The sequence below is a fragment of the Alteraurantiacibacter buctensis genome (assembly GCF_009827655.1).
Taxonomy (GTDB): Bacteria; Pseudomonadota; Alphaproteobacteria; order Sphingomonadales; family Sphingomonadaceae; genus Alteraurantiacibacter; species Alteraurantiacibacter buctensis.
In genome coordinates, this window is sequence record NZ_WTYV01000007.1 from 185,588 (window position 1) to 198,760 (window position 13,173).

The 13,173-nt window shown below is 67.1% G+C and carries 9 protein-coding genes; all 9 read left to right on the forward strand.

Features of this window, described 5'->3' with window-relative positions; genetic code table 11:
* The first annotated feature begins 47 nt into the window (after positions 1–47).
* The 9 genes from GRI99_RS16025 to GRI99_RS16065 all read left to right on the forward strand — a co-directional run bounded on the left by GRI99_RS16025 (position 48) and on the right by GRI99_RS16065 (position 13,169).
* Positions 48–1,481 carry a CmpA/NrtA family ABC transporter substrate-binding protein gene (locus GRI99_RS16025; protein WP_237438399.1) on the forward strand — a complete coding sequence of 478 codons (1,434 nt, stop codon included), beginning with the start codon at positions 48–50 and terminating at the stop codon, positions 1,479–1,481.
* Positions 1,482–1,524: 43 nt separating this feature from the next.
* Positions 1,525–2,571 (forward strand): ABC transporter permease, encoded by a 1,047-nt coding sequence (locus GRI99_RS16030; protein ID WP_160773069.1) that lies wholly within the window; start codon positions 1,525–1,527, stop codon positions 2,569–2,571.
* A 2-nt stretch (positions 2,572–2,573) separates the two neighbouring features.
* Positions 2,574–4,256, forward strand: a complete 1,683-nt coding sequence (locus GRI99_RS16035; protein ID WP_160773070.1) for an ABC transporter ATP-binding protein — start codon at positions 2,574–2,576, stop codon at positions 4,254–4,256.
* Positions 4,257–4,393: 137 nt separating this feature from the next.
* A complete protein-coding gene (locus tag GRI99_RS16040; protein ID WP_160773071.1) occupies positions 4,394–5,608 on the forward strand; it encodes an alginate export family protein in 1,215 nt (404 codons plus the stop codon).
* A 266-nt stretch (positions 5,609–5,874) separates the two neighbouring features.
* Entirely contained in the window at positions 5,875–8,325 is a 2,451-nt protein-coding gene (gene nirB / locus GRI99_RS16045) for a nitrite reductase large subunit NirB (RefSeq protein ID WP_160773072.1), read from the forward strand.
* A complete protein-coding gene (gene nirD / locus GRI99_RS16050; RefSeq protein WP_202393148.1) occupies positions 8,325–8,669 on the forward strand; it encodes a nitrite reductase small subunit NirD in 345 nt (114 codons plus the stop codon). Before nirB ends, nirD begins: the two co-directional genes overlap by 1 nt.
* The gene (locus GRI99_RS16055; protein WP_160773073.1) at positions 8,666–11,227 is read left to right on the forward strand and encodes a nitrate reductase; all 2,562 of its coding nucleotides are present in this window, start codon (positions 8,666–8,668) and stop codon (positions 11,225–11,227) included. Before nirD ends, GRI99_RS16055 begins: the two co-directional genes overlap by 4 nt.
* Entirely contained in the window at positions 11,224–12,003 is a 780-nt protein-coding gene (cobA, locus tag GRI99_RS16060) for a uroporphyrinogen-III C-methyltransferase (protein ID WP_160773074.1), read from the forward strand. The genes GRI99_RS16055 and cobA overlap by 4 nt, the downstream gene beginning before the upstream one ends.
* 278 nt (positions 12,004–12,281) lie before the next feature.
* The gene (locus tag GRI99_RS16065; RefSeq protein ID WP_160773075.1) at positions 12,282–13,169 is read left to right on the forward strand and encodes a class II fructose-bisphosphate aldolase; all 888 of its coding nucleotides are present in this window, start codon (positions 12,282–12,284) and stop codon (positions 13,167–13,169) included.
* Positions 13,170–13,173 lie beyond the last annotated feature (4 nt).

Here is a 13,173-nt window from a genome sequence, read left to right on the forward strand (position 1 = left end):
GTCGTGGCGGCTTTTTGTTGTTGTCCGCGGGGCTGGAGACGAAACGCATGACGGACTTGTTCAAGGGGCAGCTCAACCGCCGCACGGCCATGGGCACGCTGGCCGGCTTTGCCGCCGCGATCATGTTGGCGGGGTGCAGCAGCGGCGATGACGGGGCTGCCGCCCCGGTCGCCGCCGCCAATGCCGATGGCCCGCCGGAAAAGCCCAACCTGAAGCTGGGCTTCATCAAGTTGACCGACATGGCCCCGCTGGCCATCGCGCTGGAGAAGGGCTTCTTCGTGGAGGAAGGCCTGAATGTCACGCTGGAGCCGCAGGCCAACTGGAAGGTGCTGCTGGACGGGGTGATCGGCGGGCAGCTTGATGCCGCGCACATGCTGGCGGGCCAGCCGCTGGCGGCAACGCTTGGCTACGGCACGCAGGCCAACCTGATCGCGCCCATGAGCCTGGACCTGAACGGCAACGCCATCACCCTGTCCAATCGTGTTTGGGAGATGATCAAGCCCAACCTGCCGATGGAAGGTGGCAAGGTGCGCCACCCCATCTCGGCCGAGGTGCTGAAGCCCGTGGTAGAACGCTTCAAGGCGCAAGGCCAGCCGTTCAACATGGGCATGGTCTTCCCCGTCTCCACCCACAATTACGAACTGCGCTACTGGCTGGCGGCGGGCGGGCTGAACCCCGGATTCTATACGCCCGGTGACGTCGGCGGCACCGTGGCGGCGGACGTCAACCTGTCGGTCACCCCGCCGCCGCAGATGCCGGCCACGCTGGAGGCCGGTACGATCGACGGCTATTGCGTTGGCGAGCCGTGGAACCAGCAGGCCGTGGTGCGCGGGATCGGCGTTCCCGTGATTACCGACGACCAGATCTGGCACAACAACCCGGAAAAGGTGCTGGGCCTGCGCGAGGACTTTGCCGCCAGCAACCCCGCCACCGTGGCCGCCATGGTGCGCGCGATCATCAAGGCGCAAGCCTGGCTGGATGCCGATAACGGCGGCAACCGGGCCGAGGCGGTGGAGATCCTCAGCCGCCCCAACTATGTCGGGGCCGATGCCGCCGTGCTGGCCGCCAGCATGACCGGGCAGTTCACCTTCGAAGCCGGCGACACCCGCCCGGCGGAAGGGTTCAACGTGTTCTTCAACGACTTTGCCGGCTACCCCTATTACTCGGATGCCGTGTGGACCCTGACGCAGATGCGCCGCTGGGGGCAGATCGCCGAGGATCACCCGGACATCTGGTATGTCGATACGGCCAAGCGGGTCTATCGACCCGACCTCTACCTTGCAGCCGCTAACAAGCTGGTGGCAGCGCAGGTGATCCCCGCCGAGGCCGTGCCCGAGACGGACGGGTTCCGCGCGCCAACGGCCGAGTTCATCGACGGCATGAGCTATGACGGGCGCAAGCCGAACGCCTACATCGCCGGTTTCGCCATCGGCCTCAAGGAAGGCCAGCGGGTGACCGCATCGGGCGTCAGCGGGGCCTGATCCGCCGCACCCGCCACCAGCAGAACACCAAGGAAACCCCACAATGGCCACCGCATTCGCCAGCATCGTCGAAGACCAGCCGGACCCCACCGTGGCCCGGACCACCAGCCAGGCCGCGCCGCCGCCCCCCTTCGCCAAGGAGCCTGCGAAGGCAAGTCCGCTGGCCGGTAAGCTGGCCGGATGGAGCCGCGACCTGCTGGCCCCGCTGGCCGGCATTACCATCTTCCTGGCGCTGTGGGCGCTGCTGGCCCCAACGGTGCAGACATCGCTGGGCGCGTTGCCCGGCCCGCTGGACGTAGCCGGGCAGGGGGTGGCGCTGTTCGAGGAATGGCAGGCCGCCAGCGCGCAGGAAGCCCAGTTCTATGCCGACCAGGACACGCGCAACGCCGCCGCCATGGCGGCGGGCAACGCTGCCGGGGTGACCGATTTCGAATATTCCGGCCCGCCCACCTTCCTTGACCAGATCCTCACCAGCCTGAAGACCGTGGCGCTGGGCTTCGTGCTGGCAAGCGTGGTTGCCGTGCCGATCGGCCTTGTCTGCGGCCTGTCGCAGCGGGTCAACGCGGCGATCAACCCGCTGGTGCAGATCATGAAGCCGGTCAGCCCGCTGGCCTGGCTGCCGATCGTGACCATGGTGATCAGCGCCATGGTGGACAGCAACGATCCCCTGCTGGCCAAGAGCTTTCTGGTGTCCGCCCTTGTGGTGATGCTCTGCTCGCTTTGGCCCACCCTGATCAACACCGCCGTGGGCACCGCCAGCATCGACAAGGACCTGCTGAACGTTGGCCGCGTGCTGAAGCTGGGCTGGTTCGCCAAGCTGACCAAGCTCGTGCTCCCTTCCAGCCTGCCCTATATCTTCACCGGCATGCGCCTGTCGCTGGGCGTGGGCTGGATGGTGCTGATCGCGGCGGAAATGCTCAGCCAGAACCCGGGCCTGGGCAAGTTCGTGTGGGATGAATTCCAGAACGGCTCCAGCCAGTCGCTTGCCCGCATCATGTTCGCGGTGGTGGTGATCGGCTTCATCGGCTTCGGGCTCGACCGGCTGATGATGGCCCTGCAGAGCGCCGTGTCGCGCAACCGGGTGGCCTGATCATGAGCGACCCCATCCTGACGCTCAAGGGCGTAACCAAGAGTTACACCGGCAAGACCGGCGGCGTAACACAGGTGCTGGGCGGCGTGGACCTGCACGTGACTGAGGGCGAGTTCATCGCCATCCTGGGATTTTCCGGCGCGGGCAAGACCACGCTGATCAACACCATCGCCGGCCTGATCGAGGCTGACAGCGGGGACATCCTGCTGCGCGGCCAGCCGATCAGTGGCACCAGCAAGGATCGCGGCGTGGTGTTCCAGTCGTACAGCCTGTTCCCGTGGCTGACGGTAGAGCAGAACGTGGCCCTGGCGGTGGATGCCGTGCACCAGGGCCGCTCTGCCGCCGACCGGGCCGCGCTGGTGCGGCAGAAGGTGGAACTGGTGGGCCTGGGCCACGCGATGGACCGCAAGCCCGCGCAGTTATCGGGCGGCATGCGACAGCGCGTGGCCGTGGCCCGCGCCCTGGCGATGGAGCCGGAAATCCTGCTGCTGGACGAGCCGCTGTCCGCACTCGACGCCCTCACCCGCGCCAAGCTGCAGGACGAGATCGAGCGCATCCGCAAGGAGGAGGGTCGCACCATTGTCCTGGTCACCAATGACGTGGACGAAGCGCTCCTCCTGGCCGATCGGGTCGCCGTGCTGACCCCCGCACCGGCGACCCGCATCGGCCGCATCTGGCCGGTGGCCGTGCCGCGTCCGCGCGACCGCGAGGCGGTGAACGATGATGCCGCCTTCCAGTCGCTGCGGCGCGAGATCGTGTCGTACCTGGGCCAGTTGAATGCCGAAAGCGGCACGGTTGGCGAGAGCGCGGTCACGCTGCCCAACGTCACCCCACTTGACCTGGCGCCGCCCCCGCAGGCCTATCGCGATGCGGCACAGAGCGCAGTGGAGAAGCGCTATCTGGAGTTCTACAAGCTCGACAAGGTCTACCCCACGCCCAAGGGGCCGCTAAAGGTGGTCGACAACTTCGACCTGATCATGAACCGGGGTGAGTTCGTGTCCCTGATCGGCCATTCGGGTTGCGGCAAGAGCACGGTGCTGACCATGGCCGCCGGCCTGAATGAAATTTCCGGCGGCGGCATCGTGCTGGAGAACCGCGAGATCAGCGTGGCCGGGCCGGACAAGGCGGTGGTGTTCCAGTCGCCTAGCCTGATGCCATGGCTGACCGCGCGGCAGAACGTGGCCTTGGGGGTGGAGCGGGTCTACCCCCACGCCAGCCGAGCCGAGCGGCGCGATATCGTCGACTATTACTTGGACCGCGTGGGCTTGCGGGATGCCAAGGACAAGATGGCCGCCGAGATGTCAAACGGCATGCGCCAGCGGGTTGGCATCGCCCGCGCCTTTGCCCTGTCTCCCCGGCTGCTGCTGCTGGATGAGCCCTTCGGCATGCTCGACAGCCTGACCCGTTGGGACCTGCAGGACGTGCTGGTCGATACCTGGAACCGCACCAAGGTTACCGCGATCATGGTGACGCATGACATGGACGAGGCGATCCTGCTGGCCGACCGGGTGGTGATGATGACCAACGGCCCCAACGCCACCATCGGCAAGGTGCTGGAAGTGGACCTGCCGCGCCCACGGAACCGCAAGGAACTGCTCGATCATCCGAAGTTCTACCAGTACCGGCAGGAGGTGCTGCACTTCCTGGCCGAATACGATCACGGACCGGGCGCCAAAGCCGCCTGACGGTTCGCAGCGGGGGGAAAGCGGATGGCGGCAAGGGGGCCGCCTTCCGGGCTGAAAGCACCAGCTTGCCGGCACTGTCCGGCGTACCGGCGGGCAACGGGGTTCGCCAGATCCTGAATTCTCGGGAGGAGAACCCCATGCGTAATTTTGCTATTCTGCTTGCTGCCACTGCCCTGTCCGCGATCGCCACTCCTGCCCTCGCCGCGCCGGGCGATCCGATCGTGCTGGGCGAGGATGTGAAGCTAGACGTGCAGGCGGCCACCCGCCTGCGCTATGAAGCGGTCGACCAGGCCAACTTCCCCAGTGATGCTGAAGCGCTGACCTTCCGCATGCGGATGGGGGCAGAGCTGGACATCGACGGCTTCAAGGCGCTGGTCGAGGCCGAAGGCACCGCCGGCCTTTCAAATCGCTACAACGATACCCTGGGGTTCAACGGCGTCGAACCGTACCCTACGGTGGCCGACCCGGAGAACGTCGAGCTAAACCGCGCGCAACTGTCTTACGTCAGGAACGGCACCGGGATCACCCTGGGCCGGCAGCGGATCAACCTGGGCAACCAGCGCTTCGTGGGCAGCGTGGGCTGGCGGCAGAACGAGCAAACGTTCGATGCCGTGCGCGGCCAGTTGAAGAGCGGCATTTTCCTGGCCGATGCCACCTATGCCACGTCCCAGCGGACCATCTTTGGCGTGGACAGTACCAGTGAGCACTTCGATGGCAACCTGGTGCTGCTGAACGCCGGGATCGATACCGCAAACCTCGATGCCACGGCATTCGCCTATGTGCTGGATTATGATAGCCGCGCCGCCTTCGCCAGCCAGACCTATGGCGTGACGGCAACCTATTCTCGCACGCTTGGCCCCGGTGCGACTGTGGCCATCACCCTTACCCTTGCCAGCCAGTCGGACACCGGCATCAACCCCTCCGATTACCGCGCCGATTACCTGTCTGGCGAGGCCAGCGGCACACTGGCGGGCTTCACCCTGTCCGCCGGCTACGAGGAGCTGGGCAGCGATGGCGGGCGTGCCGCCTTCCAGACCCCGCTGGCCACCCTCCACGCCTTCCAGGGCTGGGCCGACCTGTTCCTGACCACGCCCGCCAATGGCGTGCGCGACTACCAGGTTTCGCTGAAGAAGGGCTTCACCCTGCCGGGGCTGGGGCCGGTGACGGCGCAGGTGGCATTTCACGAGTTTGACAGCGATTTCGGCCGGATCGGCTACGGCAGCGAGTGGGATGCCTCGCTGGCCTTCCGCCTGGGGCCGGTCAACCTGATGGCCAAGTTTGCCGACTACAACGCCGACCGGTTCGGGGTGGATACGCAGAAAGTGTGGCTGCAGGCAGAGTGGGGTTTCTGACGCGAATTCGCAGTGCCGGGCCAGCGATGTTGCAATGCAATATTTGCTTGCCCGGCCAGGGCAAATCGGGTTAGGTCAAAGGCAAGACGGGAGTCGCCCGGTCCACAGCCGGACCGCAACAGGGCACCCCGCCGGTTTTTTCATCAGCGTGGCAACGAAGCCGCCGATTGTTCCCTTCACCGGGCACGATCAGGCGGCTTTTTCGCGTGCGCGTTTTCGGAGTGAGCAGGGTGAATGCAGCAACAGGCTTCCACGGGGCGACCCAGATGAAAGAGCGGCTGGTGGTAATCGGCAACGGCATGGCCGGATGCCGCGCGGTGGAGGAAGTGCTGGCCCGCGATCCGGACCGCTTTGCGGTGACGATCTTCGGCGCGGAGCCGCGGGTGAACTACAACCGCATCATGCTCAGCCCCGTGCTGGCGGGCGAGAAGACGTTCGACGAGATCGTGATCAACGGGCCCGACTGGTATGCAGGCAACGGCGTCACGCTGGTCAGCGGCGATCCGGTGGTCGCCATCGATACCCTCACCCGCACGGTCACCGCGCGCAGCGGGCACGTGGAGCCGTACGACAAGCTGCTGATCGCCACCGGCAGCGATCCCTTCATCATCCCTGTTCCGGGCAACAGCCTGCCCGGCGTAGTCACCTTCCGCGACCTGGATGACGTGGACAAGATGTTAAGCGCTGCCGAACAGGGCGGGGATGCCGTGGTCATCGGCGGCGGGCTGCTGGGACTGGAGGCGGCGCACGGCCTGTCCCTGCGCGGCATGAAGGTCACCGTGGTCCACCTGATGCCCACGCTGATGGAGCGACAGCTTGACGAGGCCGCCGGCTGGCTGCTGCGGCAGGAACTGGAGCGGCGCGGGCAAACCATCCTGACCGGGGCGAATACGAAGGCGATCCTCGAAGCCGATGGCCGCGTGGCCGGGGTTGAACTGGAGGACGGCACCCGCTTGCACGCCGATATCGTGGTCATGGCCGTGGGCATTCGCCCCGCCACCGCGCTGGCCAAGGCGGCCGGGCTGGCCGTGGAGCGCGGCATCTTGGTGGACGATCACATGGTCACCAGCGATCCCAACGTGCTGGCCGTGGGCGAATGCGTGCAGCATCGCGGCGCCTGCTATGGCCTGGTCGCACCGTTGTGGGACATGTGCCGCTCGCTCGCCGGCTACCTCACCGATGCGCCGCAGGGCTACGAAGGATCGGCCACCAGCACCAAGCTGAAGGTTTCGGGCATCGACCTGTTCTCCGCCGGAGACTTCTCGGGCGGCGACGGGGCCCAGGACATCGTGATGCGCGATGCCGCGCGCGGCGTCTACAAGCGGGTGGTGCTGCGCGACAACAAGGTGGTGGGTGCGGTGCTTTACGGCGATACCGCCGATGGCAACTGGTACTTCGACCTCCTCAAGAAGGGCGAGGACGTCTCCCCCATCCGCGAGGCGCTTATCTTCGGCCAGGCCTTCGCCAGCGGGGGCGCCCTCTCGGACCCTAATGCCGCCGTTGCCGCCCTTCCGGACGACGCAGAGATCTGCGGCTGCAACGGCGTATCCAAGGGCCAGGTCGTCGGCTGCATCAACGCGGGGGCGCACAGCCTGGATGCCGTGCGCTCGCAGTGCAAGGCCAGCGCCAGTTGCGGTTCCTGCACCGGCCTGGTCGAAAAGCTGCTGGCGATCACGCTGGGCGGTGAGGTGGAGAGCGGCCCCAAGCCGATGTGCAAGTGTACCAGCTTCACCCATGACGACGTGCGCCGCAACGTGGTGGACAAGGGCCTGAAGGCCATCCCGCAGGTGATGCAGGAACTGCACTGGACCACGCCCGATGGCTGTTCCAGCTGCCGCCCCGCGCTCAACTATTACCTGCTGTGCGCCTGGCCGGGCGAGTACGTGGACGACCAGCAGAGCCGTTTCGTCAACGAACGCCTGCACGCCAACATCCAGAAGGACGGCACCTATTCGGTGGTCCCGCGGATGTGGGGTGGCCTGACCAACCCGCGAGAGCTGCGCGCGATTGCCGACGTGGTCGAGAAGTACAACGCCCCGATGGTCAAGGTCACCGGCGGCCAGCGGCTGGATATTTTCGGCATCAGGAAGGAAGACCTGCCCGCCGTGTGGGCCGACCTCAACGCCGCCGGGATGGTTTCGGGCCATGCCTATGGCAAGAGCCTGCGCACGGTGAAGACCTGCGTGGGCAGCGAATGGTGCCGCTTCGGCACGCAGGATTCCACCGGCCTTGGCGTGAAGATCGAGCGTATGACCTGGGGCTCCTGGATGCCGCACAAGTTCAAGATCGCCGTCAGCGGCTGCCCCCGCAACTGCGCCGAGGCGACCATAAAGGACTTTGGCGTGGTCTGCGTGGACTCGGGCTATGAACTGCACATCGGCGGCAACGGGGGCATCCATGTGCGCGCCACCGACCTGCTGACCAAGGTGGCCACCGAGGAAGAGGCGATGACCATGTGCGCCGCCTTCATCCAGCTTTACCGCGAGGATGCCCACTACCTGGAACGCACCGCCCCCTGGGTGGAACGCAAGGGCGTGGACTGGGTGCGCGCGCAACTGCTGGACGATCCGGATGCCGTCGGCCGGCTGGCCCGCCGCTTCCACTATTCGCAGCGCTTCTCGCAGGACGATCCCTGGGCCGCGCGCGCGGCGGGAGAACGGCGCGACCTGCACGCCCACCTGGCCGAAGTGCGGCCCCTGCAACTGGAGAACGCATGATGCTGACCGGCAAGTGGCTCGATATCGGCCCCACCACCCAGATCGAACCCGGCACAGCGCGCACGCTGCCTGTCGCTGGCGGCGAGGAGATCGCCGTGTTCCACACCATGCGCGGCGAATTCTATGCGCTGGTCAACAAGTGTCCGCACAAGGCCGGTCCGCTGAGCCAGGGGATCGTCCACGGCGACACCGTGTCCTGCCCGCTGCACAACTGGCGCATCAGCCTTCGCACCGGCGAGGCGCAGGGGGACGACAAGGGCTGCACCCCCACCATCCCGCTGAAGGTCGATGGCGGGCGGCTGTTCCTGCTGCGCGATGCGGTGATGGCAGGGGTGGTTGCTTGAGCGCCGTCCGCACCACCTGCCCATACTGCGGGGTCGGCTGCGGGATTGTGGCCAGCCCCACTGCCCAGCGCGATGTGGCGATCAAGGGCGACACGGCGCACCCCGCCAATCGGGGCAAGCTGTGCTCCAAGGGCACGCACCTGGGCGAGACGGTGGGGCTGGAAGGCCGCCTCCTCCATCCGATGATCGGCGAAACCCGCGTCACCTGGGACATGGCGCTGGACGATGTTGCCGCTCGCCTGGCCGACACGGTGGCCGATTACGGGCCTGATAGCGTAGCCTTCTACGTCTCCGGCCAGCTCCTCACGGAGGACTATTACGTCGCCAACAAGCTGATGAAGGGCTTCATCGGCAGCGGCAACATCGATACCAACAGCCGCCTGTGCATGGCCAGCGCAGTCGCCGCGCACAACCGCGCCTTCGGGGAAGACCTGGTGCCGTGCACCTATGCCGATCTCGACGCGGCCGAGCTGATCGTGCTGGTGGGCAGCAACACCGCCTGGTGCCACCCGGTGATCTGGCAGCGGATCGAGGCTGCGCGCGAGCGGACCGGCGCGAAGCTGGTGGTGATCGACCCGCGCCGCACCGAGACGGCGGAACGGGCCGACCTCCACGTGGCCATAGCGCCCGATGGGGATGTAGCGCTGTTCAACGCCCTGCTGGCCGAACTGGCGGCACGCGGGCAACTGGATACCGGCTATCTCGCTGCACATTGCGAGGTGCCGGTGGGCTACATCGCCGGGCTGGATGCCGCCGCCCACGGCATCGACCCCGCCACCTTTGCCGCGCTGGCCGATCTCGTTGCCGCCCACCCGCGCATGGTCACCATGTTCAGCATGGGCGTGAACCAGTCGGTCTGCGGAACGGACAAGGCCAACGCGATCATCAACCTGCACCTGGCCACGGGTCGCATCGGCCTGCCCGGCGCGGGGCCGTTCAGCATGACCGGCCAGCCCAATGCCATGGGCGGGCGCGAAGTGGGTGGCCTTGCCAACATGCTCGCCTGTCACCTGGGCTTTGCGGAGGACGAGCGCGCCGCCGTGCGGCGGTTCTGGAAGGCCCCCAACCTGTGCGGCGGACCCGGCCTGAAGGCTGTCGACATGTTCCGCGCGGTGCATGACGGGCGGATCAGGTTCCTGTGGGTCATGGCCACCAATCCCGCCGTCTCCATGCCCGATGCCGCTTTCGTGCGCGAGGCGCTGGCCCGCTGCCCCAACGTGGTGGTGTCCGATGTGATCGCCGATACCGATACCTCCCGTTTCGCCCATGTGCGCCTGCCAGCTCTGGCCTGGGGGGAGAAAGATGGCACGGTGACTAATTCAGAGCGGGTCATCAGCCGCCAGCGCCCGTTCTTTGCCCCTCCCGGAGAGGCGCGGGCCGACTGGCGCACCCTGTGCGATGTTGCCGCGCGGCTGGGGCACGGGTCTGCCTTTGCCTTCGCCAGTCCCGCCGCCGTGTTCCGCGAATATGCGGCTATGACGGCGCTCGCCGCCGGGCGCGGCAAGGTGCTGGACCTGGTGGCGCAGGCGAGCCTGACCGATGCCGGTTATGACGCGTTGGAGCCCTCCCGCTGGGGCGGCGAGCATCCGTTACGCCGCCGCTATCCCACGCCATCGGGCAGGGCGCGGGTGGTGCCGGTAGAGCCGCCACCAGCCAGCACCGGCCTGCGCCTTAACACCGGCCGCTACCGCGACCAGTGGCACACGATGACGCGCACCGGGCTGTCGCCCCGCCTTGCAGCCCATCGGCGCGAGCCGCTGCTGGAAGTCTCACCGGGCGATGCAGCGACGATGGGGCTGGTCGATGGCGGGCTGGGTCAGGTCACCACCCCCGCGGGCGCCGCTGTGTTCCGCGTTGCGGTCCACGACGGGCAGGCGCCCGGCGCGGCGTTCGCGCCCATGCACTGGACCGATGCCATGGCCTCTTCCGGGCGCACCGGCGCGCTGGTGGTGGCCGCAACCGATCCGCACTCGGGCCAGCCGGGCTTCAAGAACGTGGGGGCCACGCTTGCTCCGGTGGTGAGTGACTGGCACGCCTTCGTGCTCTCCCGCGAACCCGTTACGCCCGTCGCGCCTTACTGGGTGCGCTCGCGCATTGCGGGCGGCTGGCTGACAGAGGTGGAAGGGAAAGGTGAAGCCGATCTGCCTGCCATGCTGCCGGCAGGCACCTCCAGCGAAGTGCGGGACGCGGCACACGGCATGGTGCGCACGGCCGTGACTGGTCCCGATGGAGCCCTGCTGGCGCTGGCCTATGTCACCCGCACCGGCACCCTGCCCCAGCGGGACTGGCTGGTGCGCCAGTTTGCCGGCAGCACAGCGGCCCTGCCTGAACTGCTCGCCGGCAGGCCCGCGCAGCCCCAGCCAGACAGCGGGCCGCTGGTCTGTGTCTGCCATGACGTTGGCGAAAATGCCGTGCGGGCAGCCATCTGTGCCGGTGCCGGTACGGTGGCAGCGGTGGGCGCGGCAACGTGCGCCGGAACCAATTGCGGATCGTGTCGCCCGCTGATCTCCAGACTGATCGCACAGGAACAGACCGCTTTGCAGGAGGCAGCCGAATGATCGGGCCCGGAGAGGTCTGGCTGGTGGGCGCCGGCCCCGGTGATCCCGACCTGCTGACCCGCAAGGCCGAAAAGCTGATCCGCGCCGCCAGCGTGGTGTTTTACGATGCGCTGGTTGGCCCGGGCGTGCTGGCGCTGGTGCCACCCGGCGCGCGGATGGTCAGCGTGGGCAAGCGCTCCGGACGGCACAGCAAGGACCAGCGCACGATCGATGCCCTGCTGGTGGAAGCTGCGCTGGCGGGCGAGCGGGTGGTGCGCCTGAAGGGTGGCGATCCCTCGATCTTCGGCCGGTCGATGGAGGAGCTGGTCGCATGCCGCAGTGCCGGCATCGCGGTCCATATCTGCCCCGGCATTACTGCCGCCAGCGCGGCCGCCGCCAGCCTCGGCACGTCGCTGACCCTTCGCGGCCTTGCCCGCCGGGTGACCTTCGTGACTGCGCATACCCGCTCGGGGCAGGCGCTGGATCTCGACTGGCAGGCGCTCGCCGATCCGCAGGCGAGCCTGGCGATCTACATGGGCAAACAGGCAGCGGGAGACATTGCCGGCGGGTTGCTGGCTGCCGGACTCGCGGGCTCCACCCCCGTGGCCATGGTGGAAGATGCCAGTCTGCCCACGGAACGTCTGTTCCGCACCCGGCTGGACCTGCTGGCCATCGCTGCCCGCACGGCGCTGGGCGATGGTCCCGCCCTGCTGCTCGTTGGCGAGGTGGCAGGCTCCGGGCATCCACAAGGCCGGTCGCCCGGATCGGCAGTGGTCAGACATAGAACCGCTGCCTGAAGACCCGGTCTTGCCCGGCGGGCGCGAGCGGGGCGCGAGTGGCAGATCATCTGGCAATATCGTGTCTTTTCCGGTTTTCCTGCCCCGGACCGGGCCCGGACAAGGTCACCGGCCAAGCTTGCGCGGGCCTCACGGACAAAATCAACGAACAATTCCCCGCAAAGCCCCGCATTGACGGGTAGCAGGCCCGCCCGACTCTGGTTATGGAGCCGAGTCGAAGGGCCTTGTAGCTGGGGAGCTAGGGCTGGCCCTTTCGGATCCAAAAGGAGCTTAGAGACATGCCGCTGGTCAACATGAAACCGCTGCTTCGCCACGCGATGGACAACCACTATGCCGTCGCCGCCTTCAACCTGGTGGACTACAACACCACCAAGGCCATGGTGAAGGCCGCCGAGGGCCTCAACGCCCCGGTGATCTGCCAGACCAGCAGCAAGACCATCAAGTACTACAGCCACAAGGAAATCGTTTCCTGGGTGCGCACCGTGGCCGAGGATTCGCCGGTGCCGGTGGTGCTGCACCTGGACCACTGCCACGACATCGCGATGATCGAGGAATGCGCCAAGGCGGGCTGGACTTCCATCATGATCGACGCGAGCGAACTGCCGTTCGAGGAGAACCTGGCGCAGAGCCTGAAGGTGCGCGCCATCGCCGAGAAGTACGGCGTGGGCATGGAAGCCGAACTGGGCCAGATCATGGGCGTGGAAGACGACATGGTGGTGGACGAGGCCGACAGCGTGCTGACCGATCCCGCCGATGCCGGCCGCTTCTGCGATGCGCTGGACCTGTCCGCCTTCGCCTGCGCCGTGGGCACCGCGCACGGTTACTACAAGGGTGAGCCGGTGGTCGATTTCGACCGCATCCAGGCGATCAACACCCGCACCCGCACCCCGATGGCGCTGCATGGCGGCACCGGCCTGTCCGACGAAACCTTCGCCAAGGCGATCGAGCGCGGCGCGGCCAAGATCAACATCTCGACCAACCTGAAGCACGTGTGGGTCAAGAGCTTCGTGGACTACCACCTGGCCAACCCCAAGGACTTCGAGCCGCTGCGCGTGGGCGATGCCCAGTACCAGGCGTGCAAGGCCATGTTCGCCGGCTTCATCGAGAAGTTCGGCGGCAGCGGCCAGGGTTCGGCCTTCCTGGCCGCCCAGTCGGTCCCGGCGTAAGGGA